This window comes from Novosphingobium sp. HNCC26BN242, assembly GCF_057180525.1.
This window is the reverse complement of record NZ_JBXUGM010000001.1, coordinates 1,423,958-1,448,494: the sequence shown is the minus strand read 5'-3', so window position 1 is coordinate 1,448,494 and position 24,537 is coordinate 1,423,958. Positions and strand designations below refer to the sequence as shown.

The window sequence follows — 24,537 nt, the reverse complement described above, 5'->3', positions numbered from 1 at the left end:
TTTTCGGAGTTTCTTATGCACGCCGCCATGCAAGCCCCCATGCAAGCCAAGGTTGTTCGGCTCACCACCACGGGCGGCCCCGATGTGATCGCATGGGCCGATGTCGAACTGCCCGCTCCTGCCGCAGGCGAAGTGCTGGTCGAACATACCGCCGTGGGTCTCAACATGATCGATACCTACCATCGCCGCGGCATCTATCCGCTGGCCATGCCCAGCGGGCTTGGCGTAGAGGCTGCGGGAAAAGTCGTGGCGGTGGGCGATGGGGTGGCCGAACTTGCGGTGGGGGACCGCGTGGCCAGCTTCGGCCCGGAACTCGGCGCTTATGCTACGGCCCGCATTTACAAGGCCGCCAGCCTGTTCAAGCTGCCCGATGGCATCAGCGATCATGTGGCCGCCGCCGCAATCCTGAAAGGCTTCACCACCGAATTCCTCGTTGAACGCTGCGCGCGGGTGCAGGCCGGGATGCCGGTGCTGGTCCACGCGGCCGCAGGCGGCGTGGGACTGCTGCTGGTGCAATGGCTCAAGCATGTGGGCGCAACCGTGATCGGCACTGTCTCGACCCAAGCCAAAGCGCAAGTTGCCTTTGCCGCAGGCGCAGACCACGTGATCAACTACAGCACTGATGCCGTGGCCCCTGCAGTGCGCGAATTAACAGGCGGCGCGGGCGTGCGCGTCACTTTCGATGGCGTGGGCATGGATACGTGGGAGGCCAGCCTCGATTCCACCGGAAAGCGCGGGCTGATCGTCAGCTATGGCAATGCCTCGGCCCCGGTCACCGGTGTTGCCCTTGGGCTGCTGGCGCAAAAAGGCTCGCTCTTCATCACGCGCCCGATGCTTTACGCCTATTACGAAGACCCGGTTGAGCGCGCCGCCGGTGCCGCGCGGGTGTGGGATCTGATCGCAAATGGCACCCTGGACGTAACCGTGGGCCAGACCTACTCGCTGGCTGATGTGGCACAGGCCCACGCCGATCTGGAAGCGCGGCGCACCACGGGATCAACCGTGCTGGTTGTGTAAAGCATCGCTCACCCCAGCCCGAACTGCGGCTTGCGCTTTTCCAGAAAGGCGGTTGTCCCCTCGCGGAAATCGGCCCCGGCAAAGGCTGAGGCAAACACGCCAAGGCTGGCTGCATCGTCGGCCGCCTGCCCATCCAGCACGTTGCGCACAAAGCCTTTGAGCGCCTGCGTGGAAAAGGGCGATGCGGCAAGCACTTGCGCCACCAGCGCGTCCTCGCTTGGCGCCAGTTCCTCCACCAACCCCACGGCCCTGGCCTCGTCTGCACTCAGCAGCATGCCGGTGTACAACATCCGCCGCGCCTGACCCGGCCCCACCAGATCGGTCAGCAGCTTCACATCGTGCAATGGATAGACCAGCCCCAGCTTGGCCGGCGTAATGCCAAAGCGCGCGCCCGGCCCGGCCACGCGCATATCGCACGCCAGCGCAATGCCGCAGCCACCGCCCACGCAATCGCCCTCCACCATCGCCACGGTGGGCAGGCGAAACCGGGTGAGTTCAAACTGCGCGCGGTTGATCGCTTGCTGATTGGCCGCCAGCCATGGCGCATCGTCCTTGTTGGACAGCAGTTCGGCAATATCTGCGCCAGCACAAAACGCGCCGCCATGGGCCGATTTCACCACCAGAACCCGCACCTGCGGATCGGCTGAAGCCTGCGCCAGCAGGTCTGGCAGCATTTGCCACATCGCCATTGTAAAGGCATTGCGTTTGTCCGCCCGGTCGATCAGCAGGCGCGCGATTCTTGCGTGGGCAGGCCCGTCCATTTCAAGTCTCAAGGTCACGCAAAGGCCCTCATCAGTTGCCGCACTTTGCGCATGGCCCTTGCCGCGCGGGGGAGCAAGTGCCAACGATGCGGCCCTTGCAAACCACAGACAGCCGAGAGCCACAAGCAATGCGCGACGACGAAGACCTGCTGGCCAGTTACAAGAAGGCCTACGACCGGCGGGTAGGCTTCGGGCAGAAGCCCGCGCTGATCATGATCGATTTCTGCATGGGCTATTTCGATCCGGCTTGCGAACTCTACGCCGATGTCGAGGCAGAACTGGCCAGCGCCCTGCGCATCCGCGCCGCTGCCCGCGCGGCAGGCGTGCCGGTGATCCTGACCAACGTGGTCTATCATCCCAGCGCGATCGATGGCGGGAGATTCTTTGAGAAAGCCGCCCCCCTGCGGCACTTCATTCAGGGTAGCCCGATGGGCGCATGGGCACCGGGCCTTGCGCCGCATGACGATGATCTGGTCGTCTCGAAACAATATCCCAGCGCCTTCTTCGGCACGACGCTGGCCTCAACGCTTACCGCGATGGGCACAGATTCCGTTCTGTTGACGGGCCTGACCACTTCGGGCTGCGTGCGCGCATCGTGCGTCGATGCGATGAGCCATGGCTTTCGCACCGCCGTCATCGCCGATGCCTGCGGCGACAGGCACCCGGCCCCGCATCAGGCCAACCTGTTCGACATGAACGCCAAATATGCCGACGTGGTGACCGAGGCCGAAGCGCTGACATTCCTGTCCGGCCTGAAACGCTAGGGCAGCGTTCGGGTCAGTTCGCTTTCGGCCCGAATGGCTTGTTCAGGCGTACGATGGTGATGTTCAGAACCGCCGCAAAACTGACCCACACCAGATAGGGCACCACCAGCCAGCTGGCGAGCACTGAAAACTCGCGCAGGCCGATGGCAAGCGCCAGCACCGATCCCCACAGGAATGGCACCTCGCCCAGCGCCCAGTCCGGCCTTTGCCGGGCAAAGAACAATGGCGACCACAGGAAATGGAACACGAAGTTCACCGCAAACAGCGTGATCACCCGCATCCGCCCGGCTTCATCCACCGCACCATCCCACGCCAGCACAGCGGCCCATCCAGCCAACCCGAGGATCAGCGTCCAGGCCGGTCCGAACAGCCAATCAGGCGGCTGCCACGAAGGCTTTTTCAGATTGCGGTACCACGGACCAATGTCGGTCAGGAGGCCGCCGGCCCCACCAAGGATGACAGCCCATAAAATGGCAGCGATGACATAGGGTTCGGGCATCATGCGCATATGGGGTAGGGGGAGGCATTGGGCAATGCGCAAAAGGTGCGCGTTGGCGGAATGTGATCCCACTCCCACCATGTCGTAAAGAGACGCCCCTCGCGCTGCCCCCCCTGATGTTGGAACCCGCTGCCAATGCGCGCATTCGCCTGCCATTGGGCCGGGTTGACCGTCTGTGCAAAGTGCAGGTCTATCCTGCGTCGGAAGGCACGCCGGTCAGGCTGTTCACAGATGCCAGCAAATCGGCCAGGCGATAGGGTTTGGGCAGAAATGCCTCGCCCGGTTCAAGTGTGCGATGCGTATCGCAATAGCCGGACAAGTAGAGCACCTTGATTCCCGGGATCACATTGCGCGCGCCCGCCCCCAGTTGCCAACCGTCGAGTATGCCGGGCATGCGGATATCGGTGCAGATCAGATCAAATGCGCTGTCTTTTTCAAGAATCGCCGCAGCGGCATCGCCACTGGCCGCTTCTACCACGCAGTGCCCGGCATCGCCGAGTTCATCGAACGCGACCTGCCGCACCAGAAATTCATCTTCAACCAGCAAAATCCGCAGCATCACGTCCCGCTTCCTTGGGCAGGTAAAGCGTAACGACCGTGCCGGTTCCCGGTTCCGAAACAATTTCCATGCGCCCGCCGATCTGTTCGACAAAGCCGTAGACCTGGCTAAGGCCCAGGCCACTGCCCGAACCCACTGGTTTGGTGGTGAAAAATGGCTCTGTCGCCCGTTGCAGCGTCTGCGCGTCCATGCCAGAGCCGGTGTCAGCAACGGTGAGCCGGATCTCGCGCCCGGTATCTTCTGCCTCGATGCGGATCACACCATCATCGGGGGTGGCATCACGCGCATTGATCACCAGATTAAGCACCGCGTTTTCCAACTGGTTGCGATCCACCACCACTGGCGGCAGATCAGGGTCAATGGCCACGTCCACTGCTATCCGCTCCCCAGCCGCGCGGACCAGCAGATCGTGAATGCCTCTCACGATGCTTTGCACGTTCTGCGCGACCAGCATCAGCGTGCCTTTGCGCGCAAAAGTCAGCAATTGCCCGGTCAGCTCACCGGCCCGCGTGGTGGCGGTCAGCGCGTTTTCCAGATTGCGCCGTTCGGGGGCCGCTTGCGGCGCATTGCGCAACGCGCGCTCGACATTGCCCGATACGATCATCAGCAGGTTGTTGAAATCGTGCGCGATTCCCCCGGTCAACTGGCCCAGCGCCTCCATCTTCTGCGCCTGCCGCAGCTGCGCTTCCACCACCGCGCGCTCCTCGGCCTCCCGGGTCAGCTGGTTGTTCAGCCGTTGCAGTTCGGCAGGCGTTGGCAAGGCCAGCAGTTTTGGCAACAACGGCCAGATCAGAATTGCCGTGGCAATGGAAACCAGCGCGGTGATCGCCTTGACCACGCCCTCCAGCCCATAGGCCGGAACCCACAGCACCAGAATGGAAAGGAAGTGCGTTGTTCCGCAGGCCAGAATAAACGCGGCAAACAGCCAGATCACCCAGGTGAACTGCAGTTCGCGCCGTCGGATCAGATAGACAGCCAATGCTACCGGAATCGAAAAGTAGGCAAGGCCGATAATCAGATCGGAAATCACGTGCAGCGCCAGCAGATCGGGCTGCCACAACAGGCAATAGCCGTGAGGCGGCATACCGGTTTCGATCAGCCAGCGTCTCAGTTCGTTCATCGCATCACCTTGTGCGCCCGGCCAATTAAGCAGGACCGGTTACCCTCGACTACGGTAAATTCCGCGTTAGTGCATGGCCTATCTTGGCGCTGCGACACGGAAATTTGTGTGGCTCATGTCAACCATCACTGGGTCCTGCGTCATTGGAACGTGAGTCATGGAGTTGCAATGAAACCGGCAATATAAGCCGCGCGTGTAACACTATTTCATGCCCTCGCTGCCTGCTTGAACGAAAGCCTCTACCCATGGCCTCGCCGATGAATCGCCGCGCCTTCAACCGCAATCTTGCCGCCACGGCCTTTGGCGGACTGGCCGCCATGCTGGGTGGGTGCGCCGGTGCAGCCATGCAAACCGCCACAGCGCAAAAGCGCCCGGTCGGCCCGCTGGTGCCCGATTCGGCGGGCATTCTCGATCTGCCCGAAGGCTGGGGCTACACGGTGATCTCGCGCATGGGCGATGCAATGGACGATGGCCATGTGGTGGCCGACAAGGCCGATGGCATGGGCTGCTTTGCCATTTCCCCGGGCAAAGTCGCGCTGGTGCGCAATCACGAACTGGGCGCCACCGATGGCGCGCGCGGCCCCTTTGCCGATCGCGCGGTGGACCGCACGTTTGATCGCTGGCAGGGCGGGCGCGCGCTCCCGGGTGGCACGTCAACGCTGGTCTATGATCTGAACTCGGGCCGGGTCGAGGCTCAATACGCATCGCTGGCCGGCACGATCCGCAACTGTGCAGGCGGCATCACGCCATGGGGCACCTGGCTCAGCTGCGAAGAGAACGTCTCGCGCGCAGGCAAAGGCCTGTCGCAGGATCATGGCTGGGTGTTCGAAGTGCCCGCCACTGCGCGCGGCCTGGTCGATCCGGTGCCGTTGAAGGGCCTTGGCCGCTTCAACCACGAAGCCGCCGCCGTCGATCCGCGCTCCGGCGCGGTCTACCTCACCGAAGACCGCGAAGACGGCCTGCTCTACCGCTTTGTGCCCTCCCGCCCCGGAGATTTGCGCGCCCCCGGCAAACTGCAAGCGCTCGGCCTCGCGTCGGGCCTTGGTGATACGCGCAACAAGGCCGCTGTATCCATGACACGCGCCATCCCGCTGAAAGTCCGCTGGATCGATCTGGACGGCACCGATTCTGTGCAGGACGATCTGCGCCAGCGCGGCCATGCTGCAGGTGCAGCCCTGTTTGCACGCGGCGAAGGCATCCACTTCGGCCTCAATTCCACCGGCGCGGGCGAGTTCTACTTCGTCTGCACATCGGGCGGCGCATCCGGGCTGGGGCAAGTCTTCCGCTACCACCCGCAGGACGATACGCTCGACCTGTTCTATGAATCGACCGATCCTGCCGCCTTCAACTTTGGCGATAACCTGACCATTGCCCCCAATGGCCACCTGATCGTGTGCGAGGATCAGTATACCGACATCACCGACAACCACCTGCGCGGCATCACGCCCGATGGCACCGCCTATGCGCTGGCCCGCTGCCGCCGCCAGACCGAACTGGCCGGTGCCTGCTTTGCGCCGGATGGCAGCACGCTGTTCGTGAATCTCTATAGCCCCGCGATGACGCTGGCGATCAAGTGGCAGGGATAAAGCTGCTCAAAGGGTTATCGTGCGGCTCACCAGCCCCAAACTAACAGGCCGGTGCGCAATGATGATCAGCGTCCGCCCCGCCAGTGCAGCCGCACACCTTTCTACAAACCGCTGCTCGCCCGCCGCATCGTACATCGATGTGGCTTCATCCAGCACATAGATCCGCGCGTCTTTCAACAGCGCGCGGGCAAGGGCTATGCGCTGCCCCTGCCCGCCCGATAGCCGCACGCCCCTGTCCCCGATCACCGTGTCCAGCCCTTCGGGCAGGGCGGCGATGAAATCCATCGCATCGGCCTGCTGCGCGGCGTGGACGATCTGCGCCTCGCTCGCGCCCGCCATGCCATAGGCGATGTTCTCGCGGATCGTGGCGTTCAGCAGTTGCGGCCGCTGCGGAACCAGCGCCACTTGCCGCCGCAGATCCTGCACCTGCACGCCGGCAATATCCTGCCCATCGATCAGAATGCGCCCGCCATCCGGTTCATGCAGCCGCAGCAGCAGCGCGATCAGCGTCGATTTGCCCGCACCATTGCTGCCTGAAAGCGAAACCGCCTCCCCCGCTGCAATCGTGCAGGAAAAGTCCTCCACCACGCGCCCCCGCCCGGCATAGCCGAACGAAACGCGCTCAAACCGCACTTCACCGCCGCCGTCTGGAGCCAGCGACACTCCCGCAGCGTAGCCCGCCTCCACCGGCGTATCGAGCACCGCACGCAACCGCCGCAATGTGCCCAGCGTGGTCTGCAACTGGCCCCAGACATTGACCAGCTCCCCCACCGGGCGCACCAGCGCGGCAGTATAAAGCAGCAGCGCGATGAACGCCTGCAGGCCCATCGCGCCCGTTTGCAGCCGCTGCCCGGCCAGCAGCAGCAGGGCAATCGTCACCATCGCCGCCACGCAGCCCAGCACCGGCCCGACCGTGGCCGAAAGGCTTTGTATCCGCACCGAAAGATCGCGCGCCCGCCCAACCCGCTCGGCATGGCGCGCCGCTTCGATCTCCTCGCGCGCATAGGATTTGAGCGCGAAGATCGTGGCCAGATTTTCGTCGGCCAGCGCAACGCACTGCGCCTCGGCCTCCTGCTCCTGCTCGGCCAGCTGCCGCATCGCCCGCCCCGTCAGCCGCGCCACCACATAATATGCAGGCACCAGAATCGGGAAGATCAGCCCCAGCACTGGATCGATCCCCACGATCAGCACAAAGGCCCCGGCCACCGTCACCAGCATCGGCAGCACCCGCACCATCGGGCCGGTGATGAACGTGCCCAGATGGCCGACCTCTTCGGTCACGAGCGCCAGAATGCTGCCGTGGCTCTGCGCATCATGCCACGAAAGTGGCAGCGCCTGCAGGTGCGCATACATGCGCTGGCGCAGACCCGCCAGAATCTCCGCCCCGGTCCGGGCCGAAAGTCTGCCCGCCAACACCGTCGCCGCTGTGCTCGCCACCAGCAGCGCAAAGATCACCGCCACCAATGAGCCTTGCGCCAATTCCTGTGACTGCAGCAACAGGCCCAGCACCCGCGCGCCCAGCCACGGCAGCGCCAGCGCGGCGGCCGATTGCACCAGCGCCAGCAGCACCAGCACGATCACCGCCCGCCGCCACGGCAGCGCCTCGCGCATCAATTGCCACAAGTCCCTCATAGGCAGGGTCTATCGGGCAATCGTGCCCCACATGCAACGCACGAGGATGCGCCTAGCCCGCCACCGCCTCACGCACCCGCGCCAACGCGGCCTCCACCGGGTCCGCCCCGCCCAGCATCGCAAAAGTGCGGTTCATCGCAAAAACGCAGTGCCCGTGGACCGTGGCCAGCAAGGATCGCGTCAGCCCCTCGGCCTCATCCTTGCGCGTGGGCGGCAGCGCGGCGCGCACTTCGGCCACCACGGTATCGAAAATCGCGCGCACTTCGTTCTGATAGCCCTCATCGGGCGCAGTATCTTCGGGCAGGCGGAAATCATAGATCGCCGCCCAGGCATGGCGGTGCCGCATCGCAAACTCGAAATAGGCAGTGATCGCCGCGCTCAGCCGCTCGGTCCCCGCAGCACCCTGCACTGCCGCAAGCCGCCGCACCAGATGATCGCGCCACAGCGCCAATGTGCGTCCGTTGATCGCCAGTATCAGCCCATCATAACTGCCGAACACGTTGTAGATTGTGCCGATGGAATAGCCGATCCGCTTGGCCACCTCGCGCGCCGAAAAATGCGCAAAGCCCACCTCCTCCATATGCCGCAGTCCGGTCGCGATGATGATCTCGCGCAGTTCGGCCCGGCTATGGTCTGATCGGCGCGCCATGGTTCAGGCCTGCTTCCGAACGAAGGGATACTTGAATTGCGCCAGATAGCCATCGGGCACCTTTTCCGGTACGCCATATCCACTCGGCCAGCGGCCTTCGGGCAGGTGATAAGTGCCGAACAGCTTGTCCAGCCATGGAAAGTGGATGGCAAAGTTCTTGTCGATGGCCTCGTCCTCGATCGCATGATGCCAGTGGTGAAAGCGCGGGATGACCAGAAACTTGCCCAACATATCAAAGTTCCCGCGCACATTGGCATGGATCAGCGAAGCATAGACATAGACCATGCCGACATAGGCCTGCATCACCGAAGGCGCAAAACCCAGCGTCAGCAGCGGCAATGACGTGATCCCGCGCAGCGCGATGATCTCCACAAAGTGCATCCGCGCGCCTGCCAGCCAGTCCATCGTCTTGGCGCTATGGTGCACCGCGTGGAAGCCCCACAGGAACGGCACGGTGTGGAACAGGCGGTGGAACCAGTACTGCGCCAGGTCGGTCAGCACCATGGCCAATGCAAACTGCACGACCCACGGCAAGCCGCCCACGGTGGACTGCACCCCATCCATCCAGCCGAACTTGGCATTGATATAGCTTGAAGGCGCCAGCGCCAGGAACGTGATGACCTGCACCATCATCGAACTGACGAGGAAGTAGAACAGATCTTCGCGCCATTCAGTGCGAAACAGGCGCTGTGCGGGCTTGTGCGGCACCAGCCGTTCCAGCGGTGCCAGCATCAGGCCGGTTGCGATCATGTTCACCGCAAAGAAGTCGATCCCGAAAAAGATGCCCCAATCGTGCGTTTCATGCGGCTGCACCGCCGCCCCGCCCAGAATCGTGGCCCCCAGCGCGAGCATCAGCGCAGTCATGCCCATCGCCTTGCGCGGGCGCAGCATCAGGCTGACCAGCGCCAGCGCATAAGCGCTTAGCAGCGTGCCATGCACCAGCGGGCGAAACCCGCTCCAGCCGCGCACCACTTCCAGTTCGGGCATCGATGCCATGGCCGGCCAGCGCAGCGCTGCCACAAAGCAAAGCCCCACTACCGCCAGCAGGATCGCAAAAAAGCCCGAAAACCAGCCCGTCCCAAATCCACGCGCGGCAACCGGCGCTTCCAGATCGCGCATCAGATTGCCCCAGATACCCCGCTTCACACCCATGATTCGCGCACTCCCCGTCAAAGGATGTCCGTGATCTGCCAAATTAATTGAACGCTGTCCAATATTTTATTGAACACCGTCTAATTATTCCCTATCAGACGATTCGCCGCTGCGGCTTCGGGGTTAACTTCGCCGGAAGAAGATGCGGTTAAACGAGCTTTCAAAGTGCGAAAGGTTGTCCATGCCATCTCCTGCATCAGGTCCAGATCTCAGCCTGCTTGCCAAGCGCCGCTTTGGCCCGATCTTCACGGTCCAGTTCCTCGGCGCGTTCAACGACAACCTGCTCAAGTTCGCGATGCTGTTCCTCGCCAACTTCGGCATCTTCGCCACCGATCCTGACAACGCCAAACTCTTGGCCGCCGTTGCCACTGGCCTGTTCATCCTGCCCTATTTCCTGTTCTCCGCACTTGCAGGGCAACTGGCCGATGCGATGGACAAGGCGCGGCTGATCCGCTGGATCAAGGGTGCAGAAGTGGGCATCATGGGGCTGGCGCTGGTCGGCTTCTGGCAGTTGTCGATCCCGCTCCTGCTCACCAGCCTGTTCCTGATGGGCCTGCACTCCACGCTGTTCGGCCCGGTCAAGTATTCGATCCTGCCCCAGCATCTTGCGACAAGCGAAGTCATGGGCGGCACCGGGCTGATCGAAGGCGGCACCTTCCTTGCCATCCTTGGCGGACAACTGCTCGCAGGCCTGATCCCACCATGGGAGGCTGGCATCGCCGCCATGGGCCTTGCCATGGTCGGTTTCCTCGCCAGCCTCGCCGTGCCCCCTGCCCCGCCCAGCGGCACGCTCCACCACATCGATTGGAACCTGTGGCGCGGCACGAAGGACATCCTTGCCACCGCCCGCACCGGGCGCGGCGTGTGGCTCTCGATCATCGGCATCAGCTGGTTCTTTGCCGCAGGGGCCGTGCTGGTCAGCGAATTTGCCCCGCTCGTCTCGGGCACGCTGGCCGCCAAGCAGGAAGTCGCCACGCTGTTCCTCGTCGTCTTCTCCGTCGCCATCGCCATCGGTTCGCTGATCGTGAACCGGCTGTTGAAGGGCGAGGTTTCCGCCCGCTGGGTGCCGCTCTCCGCGCTGATCCTCGCCTTCGGCCTGATCGACCTGTGGATCGCCACCAGCGGCTTTGCCGTCCGTACCGCAGGCGCGTCTACCGCGCAGTTCCTCGCCACCCCCGGCGCATGGCACATCCTGATCGATCTTGCGGTCATCGCACTGGCCGGCGGCATGTTCATCGTGCCACTTTACGCCATCCTTCAGGTCGCCAGCCCCGAAGATAAGCGTTCGCAGATCATCGCCGCCAACAACGTGATCAACGCAGGCCTCACCGTGCTGGCCGTCCTAGCCATCACCGGCCTTCTCGCTGCGGGCGTCGATGTCCCCGGCCTGATCGGCGCACTCGGCTTTGCCACGCTGTTCGTCGCGCTGGCCAGCGTCTGGCTCCTGCCCGAAACGCTGTTCAAGGACGTAATCCGCCTCACCCTGCGCCTACTCTACCGCGTGGAGGTCAACGGCATGGAACACATGCCCAAGCCCGGCACCCGCGCCGTGGTCGTCGTCAACCACGTCAGCTTCCTCGATGGCCTGCTGCTCGGCGCATTCCTGCCCGGCAAGCCGACCTTTGCGATCAACACCCAGATCGCGCGCTCGCTGATGATCCGCCCCTTCCTCAAGCTGTTCCGCGCCTTCCCGGTCGATCCCACCAACCCCATGGCCGCCAAGGCCATGGTCAAAGCGGTCAAGGAAGGCCGCACCCTCGTGATCTTCCCCGAAGGCCGCATCACTCGCACCGGTGCGCTGATGAAGGTGTTCGATGGCCCCGGCATGGTGGCCGACAAGGCCGACGCGCCGATCATCCCCGTGCGCCTCGATGGCCCGCAATTCACGCGCTTTTCCTACATGCGCGGCAAAGTCCGCCTGCGCTGGTTTCCCAAAGTTACGCTCACCGTCCTGCCCCCGCGCCGCTTTGCGATAGAGGGTGAAATGACCGCCCGCCAGCGCCGCGCCGTGGCCGGACGCCGCCTCTATGACGAGATGAGCGCGATGATGTTCGCCACGTCAGACACCCACCGCACCCTGTTCAGCGCCTTGTGCGAAGCGCGCGAAATCCACGGCGGCAAAGCGCTGGTCGTGGAAGACGTCAAGCGCGAACCGCTGAGCTATGACAAGCTCTTCGCCGGAACCACCGTGCTGGGCAAACGCTTGGCGCAAGGCACGGCACAGGGCGAGGCGGTGGGCCTGCTGTTGCCCAACGTCAACGGCGTGGTTGCCGCGTTCTTCGCGCTGCAATCCATCGGCCGCGTGCCCGCGATGCTCAATTTCACCGTGGGCGTGGCCAACATGCGCTCGGCCTGCCTCACCGCCGCCATCCGCACCGTCATCACCGCGCGCGCTTTTGTCGATCAGGCCAAGCTGCTGGATGTGATCGCCGCTTTGGAGGCCGATGGACTGCGCATTGTCTGGCTGGAGGACGTGGGCGCCACCATCGGCGGCTTCGAAAAACTGCGCGCGCTGCTCGGCGCTGGCCGTGCTGAAAAGCGCCATCTGAAACTTGGGCTATCCCCCGATGCCCCCGCCGTGATCCTGTTCACCAGCGGATCCGAAGGCGTGCCCAAGGGCGTCGTCCTCACCCACCGCAACCTGCTGTCAAACTGCGCGCAGCTTGCCGCCCGCATCGATTTCAACGCGAGCGACATCGTGCTTAACGCCCTGCCGGTGTTCCACTCCTTCGGCCTCACCGGCGGCACGCTTCTGCCCCTGCTCAGCGGCATCCGCGTGGTCCTCTACCCCAGCCCGCTGCACTACCGCATCGTGCCTGCGCTGGCCTATGACGCCAACGCCACGATCATGTTCGGCACCGATACGTTCCTGTCAGGCTATGCCCGCATGGCGCATGGGTATGACTTCTACTCGCTGCGCTACATCTTTGCGGGCGCTGAAAAAGTCCGCGACGAAACTCGGCGGACTTATGCCGAAAAGTTCGGCCTGCGCATCTTCGAAGGCTATGGCGCAACCGAGGCCGCGCCGGTCATCGCAGTCAACACGCCGATGCACTTCCTCGCTGGCAGCGTGGGGCGCGCCCTGCCCGCCATCGAAACCCGGCTTGAGGACGTCCCCGGCATCACCGAAGGCGGCCGCCTCTATATTCGCGGCCCGAACGTCATGGCCGGATACTTCCTCGCGTCAGACCCCGGAAAACTCCAGCCCCCGCACGAAGGCTGGCACGATACCGGAGACATCGTCACCATCGATGACTCCGGCTTCATCACCATCTGTGGCCGCGCCAAACGCTTTGCCAAGATCGGCGGCGAAATGGTCTCATTGCCCGCTGTCGAAGGATATGCCGCCAAATGCTGGCCCGGCTTCGATCACGCCGTCGTCACGCGCCCTGACCCCAAGAAGTGCGAACAACTCGTCCTCTTCACCACCGCGTCGGCTGCAACCCACAAACCGCTGCAAGCCTGGGCCCGCGCCAACGGCGTCACCGAACTGATGATCCCGCGCGATATCCGCGTGGTCGAAGCCCTGCCCGTGCTCGGCACCGGCAAGCTGGATTACGTGACGATGGGCGAACTGGCCGCAACCCCCGCCAGCACCGCCCCGGTTGATGAAGCAGAGGAAGAGGAAGCGTAACCGGCCATTTCACCCGTCATACACACCCTGCGCCATGAACCGCTCGATCCGCGCCTCTTCCTGCTGCACGTCGATGCCCCGGTTAGCCAGCCAGCCGTCATCGAAAATGGTCGAGGCATAGCGTTCGCCTGAATCGCACAGGATGGACACGATCGATCCATCCTGCCCCGCCTGCGCCATGCGCGTGGCCAATCGCGCGCAGGCCACCAGATTGGTGCCGGTCGATCCGCCCACCGCCCGCCCCAGATGGCGTGAAAGCACCCGCGCTGCGGCAATTGATGCGCGGTCCCCCACCACTTCCATGTGGTCCACCACGCTCGGCACGAACGAAGGCTCCACCGTGGGCCGCCCGATACCTTCGATCACGCTGACCCCCTCCGGTGCCTGCTGCACGGTGCGGTCCTGCCAGTGGCGGTGAAACACGGAAGCTTGCGGGTCGGCCACGCAAATCTGCGTGGGATGGCGGAAGTATCGCACAAAGCGGCCAATCGTGGCCGATGTGCCGCCGGTCCCTGCCCCGCACACGATCCAGGTGGGCACAGGATGCGGTTCGCGACGCATCTGGGCAAAGATGCTCTCGGCAATGTTGTTGTTGCCGCGCCAATCGGTCGCCCGCTCGGCATACGTGAACTGGTCCATGTAATGCCCGCCCTGCTCGCCCGCGATCTGCGCAGCCACGGAATAGACGGCTTTGGGATCGTCCACTTTACGGCACACCCCGCCAAGCGTTTCAATCGCGGCAATCTTTTCGCAGGTCGTGCTGGCCGGGATCACGGCAACAAAATGCAGGCCCAGCATCCGGGCGAAATAGGCCTCGGACACTGCCGTCGATCCCGATGATGCCTCGACAATCGTGGTTTCAGGGCCAATCCAACCGCTGCACAGCGCATGCAGGAACAACGACCGCGCCAGCCGGTGCTTCAGGCTTCCGGTCGGATGGCTGCTTTCATCTTTCAGATAAAGCGCAATGCCCGGCAGCGCTGGCAAGGACACTGGCAAAAGGTGCGTATCGGCAGACCGGGCATAGTCAGCCTCGATCCGCCCGATGGCCCAGTTGACCCATCCAGAATCGATCCGCGCTGATTCTGCGCTGATGCCATGATCACGCATCACAACCTTGTCCTTTGCCTTCCACACAAACTCCACTCACCCTGCCAACGCCCCGCAACCGTGATTGGCCAAACCGCTATTGGCTGCTTGATCCGGGCGGAGTACCACCCGTTCCTCGTCCTCGCAGCCAAAATAGGCAAGATTGAATTCTTGGGGGTCCGGGAGTGGGCTTGCAACGCTGCTGTCTGCGCCCAACCAGGCCCCTTCAACACTATCCTATCAGTTGTATAGCTAAATCAATTTAGCTAACAAGCCTTGGTTACCGATTGATTTACAACCCTTTTCAAGGACAGCACAGGCATGGCAACTGCCGGGAGCCGATTTTCAGACCCCGGGCAAGGCCTAATCGAAGCCGCCGCCCTGCTTGCGCTCGGCTGTTTGAACGGCGCGCTCGGCATGGCCGCGCCCGCCACTTTGCGCCTCTTCGCCTCGGGCCTGCTGCGCGATCTGCTCATCACCGCGCTGCGTCAGGAAGGGCACGCTTTCACCGATCAGCGCTTTCACGCTTGGTTTGCCGGGATCACGATGCTGACCGATCAGCAGCAGCATCCCGGCCGCCCACCCAAAGTGCTGTGCGAAGCGATCCTGACCGAATTGACGCACAGTCGCTGGGATCTGCTGGCCGACCTTGCCACACGCTTCCACGCGGCCCTGCTGGCACCAGGAGACCACATCGGCAGTGACACGGCCCACGAAACTGCACGTCAGGATGCTCAGTCGCTTATCGCCACCGCGCATGGTCTCATCGCCGGAATTACCCCCTCCCCCGATCCCATCGCCGATGTCGCGAATCTTCATCAGGCCGCAGCCGCGCACCGCCTCTTCGCCCCGGTTGAACGCGCGGCCGAACCGATTGCGATGGGCGCAATCAGGATGACAGTCGAACGTGCAGCCACCCCCAGCCCACGCTGGGCGCTGGAACTGCTCTGGGGGGCACATTGGCACGCCGCAGGCCTCTTGCCTCACCCTCTCCCCTTCCCCGGCCTGATCCGGCTCGATGCAATGGATTGCCACCACAAAGCCTATGGCGATGTGCCTGACGAGACAGCGGACAATGCACTGACCATTCAGGCCACATCCCTGCACGATGTCGCAAAAGTGCTATACGGCAACCTTGCCCAGGCCGATCAGCTCGCCCGGCATCTTGCCAACAGCCATCCGGGCAAACGCCGCTCTTCGCGCGCACCTGCTTTGCTTGAGCTTCTCACAGGGTTCGGCCCCTTGCGGTCGGCTCAGCTGGAAACACTGCTCGGCGTGACACGTTTGGGCCTTCGCGCGATGCTGGGCACGCTGGATGAGGTCGGCCTGCTCAGGCGCATCACGCTGGCCGGCGTGCACCTCTATTCGGTCGATCCCGGCGTGCGCCCGGTAGATCGCACCTACGAGCGTCCAACGGACACCACGTTCTCGGCAGGCGCGTTGGGGGAATATGATGCTGCCATGGCCGAAATTGACGCCTTGCTTACCCGGAGCGGTGCAAGTGTCGATGAAGAGGGGTGGGAGGACGAGGCCTGACAAGGATTAACCGGCCCACGCATTGTCTTCATCCCTTTTTCCAATCAGCATGATGCTTCTGGCCCAGTTAGAATCCTTTTAGATTGGGTTAGATAAGTTAAAGCGCGCGGCAACCTGCCCGACTCGCCAAGCCATCACGAGTCGGTGAAGCGGGGATGTTCCCGGAGTGTCGAAGCTGCGTTCCCGTAAGGCCGATGGTCTGTTCCCGATAGGTCGTTTGCGTGTTCCCGATAGGTCGATGATCGCCTCACATGCGTTCCTGAAGTATCGATGGTCGGGAAATCGCCGCTGATCGTTACCAGGCATTGAATCACTTTCGCATCGATCCGCGGATTAGAGGTTCAAAATCTGTGGATGAAGGCAGCCACGCCTAACAGCCCACCAATGCGGCATTCCGAAGCCCGACACATCAGGAACGGCATGCGCATGGTGTCACGTCTTTTTGAGAATAGAGCGGTGCGCGCTGGCAATCTGCACACAGCATATCAGCGGCGCAGCGTGTGTCCGTGCTTTTCGTGATGGCGCTTCACAAAACCGATGAACGCCTTTTGCCAGTTGGCCGGAAGCCGCGCAGCGTCGGCATTCACCCAGCGCTCGAACTCTGCGTGCAGGGCATGCAGGTCCCACCCCGGGCAAGTTTCGCGCAAGTGCTGGATCGTTTCGTCCGCCATGAATCCGCGTGTCGCGCTGTCGCTAAGGCCTGACACCGCTCGGCGGATCAGCGCGCTGGCATTGACAGTGTCGGCGGGCTTAGGTTCGCGCAATGCGATATCCCGATGTTTAGCGTCGCTGAACTCGCTTTCGGCTCGTGTAGCTTCGCTAAACTTCACTGCGCTTCGTTTCCCCGGGGAAACATGACGGGCGGCATTTGTCGTCGGGCGTTCGATAAGCTCGGGCTGAGCGGGTTTGGCAGCGAGCGCCATGTCCTCGATCCGCTCATCCTGAGCCTGTCGAAGGGTGCCGCCCAGCCCCCGTTCCGCCCCGTCCTTGCCATCCACCCGCCGCATGCGCAGCAGCGGTTCGCCACCCTTGGCAGTCTCCACCGACAGGCCATAGCCCGGCAGTGCGTCCTTTTCAGCAAGCTTCAGGATTTCGAACTTGAACCGCCGATATTCGCCCTCTGCGCCCGATTTCTCGAATAGAACCGGCATGGAAATGGCAAAGCCGCCCTCCCCTGCCCCGCCCGCATGCTTGCGCGCCACGCGATAGAGCCAGCGTTCGCGGCCGCCGGTAATGTCAAAATAGGCGCGGTCGATGGAGAGCACCCCGCCCTGCATCATTACGCCTTCCCAGAACCAGTTGGACAGCTCGATCGTCATCCCGCGTGATCGCTCGGTGCGCTCGTCCACCAGCTGCGTCCACCCATCGAGCCACGAGAACGTCGCCTCGCGCCGGTTTTCTGCGCGAATATTGGTCTTGATCGTGGTGGCCACCAACCGGTCCAGCGCTTGTCCCAGCAGTTCATAGGCGCGCCCGGTGGTGGGCCTTCCAATGGCGCGCAGCAGGTCATAAGGCATCAGATGCAGCTTGCGCGGCACATCATTCACCCCGCGCCGCGCCATATCGGCCAGCACGCTGGCGCAATAAATCAGAATATCGGCGTCCCAGATCGTCGCCATGCCATAGTCGGGGCTGGCTGATACATGCACCCACAACTTGCCATCTGGCGAAGTGTAATCAATCGGCTTGACCCGTTTGGATTTGGCCAGACTGAAGAACGGCCGCTCCATCATCTCGCGCTGATCGCGCAGCGGCATGTCTGCCACATAAGGCAGGAAAAGGTCGAACTGGCCGTTGTTGACCGGGGCAGGGCGGGAGCTGGCGGCGCGGGAGGTGGCGGGGCGAGGCCGGGTCACGCGGGTGTCGCTCCACGATGTTTCCCCGGGGAAACACGTCGCAGTAACTGGCCAAAGGGCGTGAAACTTCTTTCAACAGGCTCAGGGTGAGCGGAAGGTGAAGTGTCAAATTCGTGTTGTTGCAGCAGCCAGTGATGGCCGGCAGAAAGCCCAAAACCCCACTCAGCGGGAGCTTGCCAAAGGCCCATTCGAAAACGTTTCCCCGGGGAAACACACGCGGCGGTTGCATGTTTAGCTGCGCTGAACTCGCCTTCGGCTCGTTTCCCCGGGGAAACACCGCCACGCCTTCCAAAGAGCCCGCCACTCACCATCAGCGGTGCAGGCCCCGGCCTTCGATTTCCAGATCGACCAGCACGCACCGCGCCAGTTCAACCAGCTCTTCAAGGCTCATGCCCGAACCGGAATGCAGCCGCAGCGTTACACCCTGACGGTTTACCGACTGGAGGGTGAGGGCAGGGCGATCGAAATCGCTGTTATAGGTGACCGGGCCTCTGCGTTCTGTCTTCTGACCGGGTGCCGCAAGCAGTCTAGCGATGACTTCATTGGCGGAGATGGCGGCATCGCCACTGCGCCGCCGTTCGTCCTGCACGCGGGCCAACACTTTGGCCTCGCGCAAAATGGCGCTGGCAGCGGTGCGATCATCCAGTGCCTGCGCCAGCGGATAGGCCGGCTTCAGCTGCACGTCAGCCGGGCTGGCGAAAGCTGCCAGCACCTGATCGGGCAGGCTGGCCACTTTGAGCATCTTTGAAAGCCAACCCTTTGACAGCTTCAATCGCTCGGCCATGCGCGTCAGGTGGCTGCCATAATGATCGTGCAAGGCCTTGGCATAGTTGCGCGCCCGTTCCAGATCGGACACGTCCTTGCGTGCACGGTTCTCCAGATCGGCAAGGCGGAATGCGGCCTCGTCATCCAGCTGCGCCACTTGCGCCACGAACTGCATCTGCGGATAGGAATTGGCGCGCAGCCACGAGATCGACCAGTGCCGCCGGGTGCCCGCGATCACTTCGTAATCATGATCCGGGTCGCCCTCGATCCGCCGCACCACCGCGGGCACTTTCTGGCCACCTTCGGCAATGATCGAATCGATCAGCTCGCGGCAGGATTCCTCGGACAGGTGTTCATAGGATCGGGCGTTGCCCTTCCACACCCGCACCCGCGCCGGATCGAGCAACAGCTGCGTAATCTGCCGCACTTCGCCGCTCGCCACGCGGGCGAGGGCGCTTTCCCGGCCTAGCAAAGTGGTGCCGCGCAGCCTGTCACTCCGGGGGACGGGCGTTTCGGCTTCCGGCGGCGATTCGCTTGCTGTGTCGCCCGGATTTTCCGCTTTTGTTTCAGATACTCCCTCGTCAGCCAGCAGAGCTGCGAGATAATCGGATTGCTTACGCGCCATGGGTCAACTCCCTTGCATCAGCGCGGAACATAAAGCGAACACTATCGTGTAGGAAAGTGTCGGATGTGTTCTCGGTCAAACACGCTTCGACACGCTCAGCATGAGCGGGTTTTTGAGGACTGGTCGCAACCCAAACCCCGCTCGTCCTGAGCCTGTCGAAGGACACAGACGCAACCTGAGGATAAGAACCGCTCTCACGCATGGATCACATCCTCCTCCCGCGCCGGCGCCATGCGGCCCCAGCCTGCGCGGACCAGCTGTTCGATCTGGCCCATCGCCTCGTCCAGATTGGCGCGGCAGCGTTTGTGGGTGCGGGGGGTGCCGATCGGCTTTTCCAGCTCATAGACCGTCATCATGCGCAGCGCCGCGTGGCTGATTTCCGCGCTTTCAAGGATCGGCACGGGCAGCAGTGCAGGGCCGAAAGTCTGTTCCATGATCGTGCGGACCATTTCATGGCTGGGATCGCCGCCATCGAATTTGGAGCAGATCAGCCGCACGAACGTGTAATCAACCTCGATCCCGGCTTCGATCAACTGTGCGATCACCTGATCCATCATCGACAGGAACTGCACGGTCGAACAGAAATCGGGCGTCGTGGCGGCCAGTGGCACCAGCAGCGCATTGGCCGCCTGCATCACCGCCAACGAAATCGTGCCCAGCGCAGGCGGCGGATCGAGGATCACGATATCGTAATCGCGCGCCATATCGAGTAAGCCCGCTTTCAGCTTGCGGAAGCGCGCGGCCAGCACCGATTGCCCATCTGCGCCCGATGCAGCCAGTTCATATTCCACATCGAACAGTTCAAGGTTCGACGGGATCAGATCGACATTGGGCCACGGCGTGCGCTTGACCGCATAGAGCAGGTCGGTCTGCGTCGGGTCGATCGACAGATAAGGATACAGCGTTTCATCGCGCGTGATGTTGAAATGCGGGTTGAAACCGAACAGCGTGGTCGTCGTCGCCTGGCTGTCGCAATCGACCACCAGCACGCGATATCCCTGCACACCGAAATAGTGCGCCAAGTGCGTGGTCACGGTGCTTTTGCCCACGCCGCCCTTGAAATTCTGCACCGCGATGATCGCGGGCACATCGCCCGGCGCGCGGGCAGGGGAGGCACCCAGCACTTCGCGCATGTGCATCAATTCGTCCATCGAATAGCCCAGTCGCCGTCCGTTTTCCCCGGCGGGCGGGGCGGGCAGGCGGCCATCGTCTTCGGCCATGCGGATCCGGTTGGTGGAGCAGCCGAGCAGCTGCGCGGCCTCGGCAATGCCGATGCGGACATTGAGTCCCTTGCGGCTGTCTGGCAGAAAGGCCTTGCGCCGCAGACGCTCGATCATCTTCTCACCGGCTGAGGCAAGATCGCCGATCTGGCTGACAATTGAATTCGGATCAGTCATCACGCGCCTTTTTGAAGGTATTCCGTATTACGGATAACGGATTTCCTTCAATTGCGCAATCAGGCCTGCGAAAATGCGCCAGTCACCATATCTTGGTGCTGCGATCAGCTTTAGAACATGATCTGGTATAGCCTTGCCATGGCTCTGGCGTTTCCCCGGGGAAACACCGTCCCCCTGCGCCGGTTCGAATCGGGGCGCTGTCTGGCGTGACAGGAGGTACGGTGAAAGCCGACCAAATGACCAAATTTCCTGAGGTTCCTTCAGCGTCTGAATGGCACCAGTATGACCGGAGCGGGCCGAGTGAGGGGGTAGATCAGTGTGTTTGTTGAATTGTCACCGTAACAAGAATTCAATTTGACTCGATTTGCATTTTCATAAATTTTGCTTCCCGAAGCGCGGCGGGGGTTTTCATGGTAGCGAAGCCAAAGAAGATTGACGAAAGCTTTGGCGGAGCCTTCTTCGGTGTCGAGCCTGCAAAGCTCAATACCCCTGAGAGCCGTGGATCCATGGACTACAAAGGCCCAGCACTAGATTACATAAAGCTTAAAGATGGATCGCCGCCTCCTCAGTTGGATACCAAGCTGCAGCGGCTGATCGAAAGTAGCTGGAAGCATGCCAAGCCAACCGACGGCGCAATGCGCGGCAATGTCTTTGCTGGCGATCACCGGGTAATGCACCCCAGCGCCAGGCCGCCGGTCGCCGGCCCGCCTGCGGCCAACGCGCGCACCATGCCGCCATTGCCCCCTCGTCCGGGCCAGCAGCCACAGCTACCGATGGCCACGCAATACAAAGATGTTGCACCAATCGGCTACGATACGATCATCAACCTTAAGAAGGGCGGCCTTAGCTCGCTGCCTACAAACACCCGAAAAGAAAGAGATTTAAAGAACACTCAGGAGAAAAGCCTGCAGCATCTCATGACCACTGTCCCGGAGGACTGGAGCATCATGAGAGAGCTTAAAGTTGTTTCGGCTTACGCATTTCGCGGCGATAAAAGGTCGCCCGATCTGATAAATTCCGCAAGTGGTTTCCAGCCCCCAAGTAGCCGCACCGATGCAGGCTATATAAAAGACTGTATTCATCCTCATTTCGAAGCATATCTTCTGAAAAAATTTGGAATCAAGATCACCCTTGAACAACTCACCAAGATTATTTCACATACTGTTCCCTCCCCCGCCGAAAGAGAGTTGCTTGCTTATTACGTAATGTGGCGCGGGCAGGTGAAATCCGAGGAGATGCACGCAGGCCGAATGGTCGCACAGCAAGACCTTAAAGGATACATTTCAACCACGCGCGCGGTCAGTGTCGCAAAAGGCTTCGCTGGCGCGAATGGAGTGGTTTACGCGGTACGCGTGCGTGCGGGTTTTTTGATCCCCAGCCGGGGTAAGCACCAATGGACGCATCTTTTTGGCGAGGAAGAAATTGCCTGCCCTTCTTCCATCACTTGGGACGACGTCGTCGGCTATCGCAAATTGGCTGCCATGAAATTCGATGGCCCGGTTTACATAAGGCCCAGTCTGCTTTCCGCTGACCCGTCCGCCTTCGAAAAAATCTATCGCGGCCTTAGCGGCAAGCATACGATCTAACCCGGAAACCTCACCAGTGGTTGGAGAATGTAGCGTCAAGGCCAGATCTGACATATTGTTTGGGATTAGAGCACTTTCCGACCAACCTGGTTCACCGCGACTGCCGCAGGAAGCTCCTCGGCAAGGAGCCTTGCGCAGCTCTAAGGTGACATTTTGCCAAATCCCCAAATGCCCGATTTTCGCGTTCTAGCCGTTCCTATGCTGCGCCGCCGGGTACCAGCACGATCTTGCCGTTTACCGCGCGGTTTTCCAGCATGATTTGTGCCTCTGCAGCGCGTTCCAGTGCAAAGCGTGCGCCGACAATGGGGTTCAGCGCGCCGGTTTCAACAAGGGCATAAACATTCGCCATATCAGCGCGATAGGTCTCAACCCGGTGGCGAACCATCACATCTGCCAGATAGGTGACAACGCCTTTGCTGGCCGCAACCAGATCCAGCGGTGAGTAACGCCCCCCGGTCAACAAGGAGATCAGCGCCGCGGGCCGGAAGCGGCCACCACGACTGACCTCGTAAGCCCCGTAAAGCACACCGACCCCGCCATCGCGCAGAACTGCCATGCTGCGCTTTCGGAAGTGCCGTCCGCCAATATGATCATAGGCGGCAACGACCCCGCCTCCGCTGATTTCGAGAACTTTTTCGACAAAGGCGTTTGCCGCATAATCGATTGCCACACAGTTGTGCGACCGGACAAGATCCAGATTTCCGGCGGAACTTGTGCCAATTGCCCGGATCCCGCCCAAGGCAGCCATATCAACCAACAAGGTGCCAACGCCGCCACTGGCACCGTGAACCAGTATCCATTCCCCCTTTTCGGGCGCTGTGGCGCGCTTCAGCATTTGCCATGCGGTCAGGCCATTCAATGTTGCTGCAACAAGCTTTGCCGCATCGCAGCCTTCCGGGGCTTTGACCAACAGCTTTGCATCAACATTGCGCAGCGATGCGTAGCAGCCTGTTACGGTTATGCCACCAACCCGGTCACCTGCAGAAAACCCATCGACGCCATCACCAACACGGACAATGCGCCCGACAAAATCATAGCCGGGTACGAACGGCACTTTGACTCCGGGATATGCCCCCACCCGCATCGCTATGTCGGCATAGGCTACACCAGCGGCTTCAACCTCTACCGTAACTTGCCCAAAGCCCGGAGTTGCCAGCTGTACCGACCTGGCTGTGAGAACTTGCGCATCGCCTTTGCGCGGCACCCACATTTCAAGTGCATCCATCATGCTTTACATCCAGTGCAATTGTTGGCCGGAGAACAGGCTGCATCGCGCTGCGCAAACCGGTGATCAGCGTTGATTGTTATACCGCCTAGTCTCCATGCTAGTCTCCATGGCGGATTCGATCAATGAAGCGACCACCACCATCATCGCAGGGCTGGCAACCTCAACCGAACGCGGCACTTCTGCGCATGGAGGCAGCAAGCGAGGCGACAAAGGCTGTGAGCCGTGCCGGAACGGCCGGCATCTGCGCATGGACGGCATAGATGCCCACGTCGTGCGATCCTTGATAATCCGGCAGCACGCGCATCAGCGTTCCTGCGCGCAGTTCTTCGCTTACATCCCAAAGCGATCTGAGCGCTATGCCGCAGCCCCCGATTGCAAGTTCCCGCACGACTTCGCTGGAGTTGGTGCGAACATGGCTCTGCCCGTTGTGAAGGACGGTGCCATCTGGCCCATCAAGTTTCCAGGGCAACTGTGCCGTGGTGGCAAGGATGCGGTGATGTTTGAGATCTGGCAGCGAGACGGGTTCTCCCAGTGCCGAAAGATATTGCGGTGCCGCGCAGAGCACGCGGTGGCTGGTGCCGAGGCGCTGGCCAACCAGCCCTGCGCCAAGCCCTGCGCCAATGCGGATGGCCAGATCGCAAGAACCATCCAGCAGGTCGACGAACTCGTCCGAAAGATCGAGCGTGAGATCGACATCAGGGTTTGCGGCAAGGAAGCCGGGCACGCAGGGCAGCACGTGCATGCGACCGAACGACGTTGGTGCCGTTACCCGCAGCGGGCCACGGAGCAGATCGTGCCGACCGGAGATCCGCTCTTCTGCGGCCTGCAGCGTGTTGCGCAAAGGAAGCAGCGCATCATGCAGAGCTTTCCCCGCATCGGTCAGTGCAAGACGGCGCGTGGTGCGGTTGATCAGGCGGGTCGAGAGCCGCTCTTCCAGACGGACGAGGCGTTTGGACAGCGCCGCTGTTGAAATGCCCCTTGCGCGGGCCGCAGCCGAGATTGAACCGGCTTCCACGATGCCAAGGAAATGGTCGTAATCGGGATCGAACATTGTTAACCCATACAATAAGCTGTGTTGAATT

At 62.0% G+C, this 24,537-nt stretch carries 19 protein-coding genes; 6 read left to right on the top strand and 13 right to left on the bottom strand.

All coding sequences use genetic code 11. The features are described from left to right. The first annotated feature begins 39 nt into the window (after positions 1-39). Complete coding sequence (locus AC2A1F_RS06675; protein WP_484207950.1) at positions 40-1,017, top strand: quinone oxidoreductase family protein; 978 nt, start codon at positions 40-42, stop codon at positions 1,015-1,017. A gap of 8 nt (positions 1,018-1,025) precedes the next feature. Here AC2A1F_RS06675 and AC2A1F_RS06670 read toward each other — a convergent pair whose 3' ends face one another. Further along, positions 1,026-1,796 (bottom strand): enoyl-CoA hydratase/isomerase family protein, encoded by a 771-nt coding sequence (locus AC2A1F_RS06670; RefSeq protein ID WP_484208188.1) that lies wholly within the window; start codon positions 1,794-1,796, stop codon positions 1,026-1,028. Positions 1,797-1,906: 110 nt separating this feature from the next. On the opposite strand from AC2A1F_RS06670, the gene AC2A1F_RS06665 reads away from it, so the two are divergent. Further along, complete coding sequence (locus AC2A1F_RS06665; protein WP_484207949.1) at positions 1,907-2,542, top strand: isochorismatase family protein; 636 nt, start codon at positions 1,907-1,909, stop codon at positions 2,540-2,542. A 13-nt stretch (positions 2,543-2,555) separates the two neighbouring features. On the opposite strand, the gene AC2A1F_RS06660 is transcribed toward AC2A1F_RS06665, so the two are convergent. The 3 genes from AC2A1F_RS06660 to AC2A1F_RS06650 form a co-directional block, all read right to left on the bottom strand. Continuing rightward, positions 2,556-3,041 carry a TspO/MBR family protein gene (locus tag AC2A1F_RS06660; RefSeq protein ID WP_484207948.1) on the bottom strand — a complete coding sequence of 162 codons (486 nt, stop codon included), beginning with the start codon at positions 3,039-3,041 and terminating at the stop codon, positions 2,556-2,558. Positions 3,042-3,231: 190 nt separating this feature from the next. Next, positions 3,232-3,600 (bottom strand): response regulator, encoded by a 369-nt coding sequence (locus AC2A1F_RS06655; RefSeq protein WP_484208187.1) that lies wholly within the window; start codon positions 3,598-3,600, stop codon positions 3,232-3,234. Next, entirely contained in the window at positions 3,578-4,720 is a 1,143-nt protein-coding gene (locus AC2A1F_RS06650; RefSeq protein ID WP_484207947.1) for a sensor histidine kinase, read from the bottom strand. Before AC2A1F_RS06650 ends, AC2A1F_RS06655 begins: the two co-directional genes overlap by 23 nt. A 245-nt stretch (positions 4,721-4,965) precedes the next feature. On the opposite strand from AC2A1F_RS06650, the gene AC2A1F_RS06645 reads away from it, so the two are divergent. After that, the gene (locus tag AC2A1F_RS06645; protein ID WP_484207946.1) at positions 4,966-6,306 is read left to right on the top strand and encodes an alkaline phosphatase PhoX; all 1,341 of its coding nucleotides are present in this window, start codon (positions 4,966-4,968) and stop codon (positions 6,304-6,306) included. Between the two features lie 6 nt (positions 6,307-6,312). Here the strand turns inward: AC2A1F_RS06645 and AC2A1F_RS06640 are convergent, their stop codons facing one another. The 3 genes from AC2A1F_RS06640 to AC2A1F_RS06630 are packed head-to-tail and all read right to left on the bottom strand — an operon-like array spanning position 6,313 to position 9,739. After that, positions 6,313-7,938: an ABC transporter ATP-binding protein gene (locus AC2A1F_RS06640; protein WP_484207945.1), complete on the bottom strand. Its 1,626-nt coding sequence runs from the start codon at positions 7,936-7,938 to the stop codon at positions 6,313-6,315. Between the two features lie 52 nt (positions 7,939-7,990). Further along, positions 7,991-8,587 (bottom strand): TetR/AcrR family transcriptional regulator, encoded by a 597-nt coding sequence (locus AC2A1F_RS06635; protein ID WP_484207944.1) that lies wholly within the window; start codon positions 8,585-8,587, stop codon positions 7,991-7,993. A gap of 3 nt (positions 8,588-8,590) precedes the next feature. Continuing rightward, positions 8,591-9,739, bottom strand: coding sequence for a sterol desaturase family protein (locus AC2A1F_RS06630; protein ID WP_484207943.1), 1,149 nt, complete (start codon positions 9,737-9,739; stop codon positions 8,591-8,593). 181 nt (positions 9,740-9,920) lie between these two features. On the opposite strand from AC2A1F_RS06630, the gene AC2A1F_RS06625 reads away from it, so the two are divergent. Beyond that, positions 9,921-13,373, top strand: a complete 3,453-nt coding sequence (locus tag AC2A1F_RS06625; protein ID WP_484207942.1) for an acyl-[ACP]--phospholipid O-acyltransferase — start codon at positions 9,921-9,923, stop codon at positions 13,371-13,373. Between the two features lie 9 nt (positions 13,374-13,382). On the opposite strand, the gene AC2A1F_RS06620 is transcribed toward AC2A1F_RS06625, so the two are convergent. After that, positions 13,383-14,483: a PLP-dependent cysteine synthase family protein gene (locus tag AC2A1F_RS06620; protein ID WP_484207941.1), complete on the bottom strand. Its 1,101-nt coding sequence runs from the start codon at positions 14,481-14,483 to the stop codon at positions 13,383-13,385. 300 nt (positions 14,484-14,783) lie between these two features. Here AC2A1F_RS06620 and AC2A1F_RS06615 point away from each other — a divergent pair, with 300 nt between their 5' ends. Next, positions 14,784-15,998 (top strand): hypothetical protein, encoded by a 1,215-nt coding sequence (locus AC2A1F_RS06615; RefSeq protein ID WP_484207940.1) that lies wholly within the window; start codon positions 14,784-14,786, stop codon positions 15,996-15,998. Between the two features lie 485 nt (positions 15,999-16,483). Here AC2A1F_RS06615 and AC2A1F_RS06610 read toward each other — a convergent pair whose 3' ends face one another. The 3 genes from AC2A1F_RS06610 to AC2A1F_RS06600 all read right to left on the bottom strand — a co-directional run bounded on the left by AC2A1F_RS06610 (position 16,484) and on the right by AC2A1F_RS06600 (position 20,641). Beyond that, entirely contained in the window at positions 16,484-17,773 is a 1,290-nt protein-coding gene (locus AC2A1F_RS06610) for a replication initiator protein A (protein ID WP_484208186.1), read from the bottom strand. Positions 17,774-18,164: 391 nt separating this feature from the next. After that, positions 18,165-19,244, bottom strand: coding sequence for a ParB/RepB/Spo0J family partition protein (locus AC2A1F_RS06605; RefSeq protein ID WP_484207939.1), 1,080 nt, complete (start codon positions 19,242-19,244; stop codon positions 18,165-18,167). Positions 19,245-19,438: 194 nt separating this feature from the next. Continuing rightward, positions 19,439-20,641, bottom strand: coding sequence for an AAA family ATPase (locus AC2A1F_RS06600; protein ID WP_484207938.1), 1,203 nt, complete (start codon positions 20,639-20,641; stop codon positions 19,439-19,441). 410 nt (positions 20,642-21,051) lie between these two features. On the opposite strand from AC2A1F_RS06600, the gene AC2A1F_RS06595 reads away from it, so the two are divergent. Continuing rightward, positions 21,052-22,227 (top strand): hypothetical protein, encoded by a 1,176-nt coding sequence (locus AC2A1F_RS06595; protein WP_484207937.1) that lies wholly within the window; start codon positions 21,052-21,054, stop codon positions 22,225-22,227. Between the two features lie 196 nt (positions 22,228-22,423). Here AC2A1F_RS06595 and AC2A1F_RS06590 read toward each other — a convergent pair whose 3' ends face one another. After that, a complete protein-coding gene (locus tag AC2A1F_RS06590; RefSeq protein WP_484207936.1) occupies positions 22,424-23,455 on the bottom strand; it encodes an alcohol dehydrogenase catalytic domain-containing protein in 1,032 nt (343 codons plus the stop codon). 160 nt (positions 23,456-23,615) lie between these two features. Then, positions 23,616-24,506 carry a LysR family transcriptional regulator gene (locus AC2A1F_RS06585; protein ID WP_484207935.1) on the bottom strand — a complete coding sequence of 297 codons (891 nt, stop codon included), beginning with the start codon at positions 24,504-24,506 and terminating at the stop codon, positions 23,616-23,618. Between the last annotated feature and the right edge of the window lie 31 nt (positions 24,507-24,537).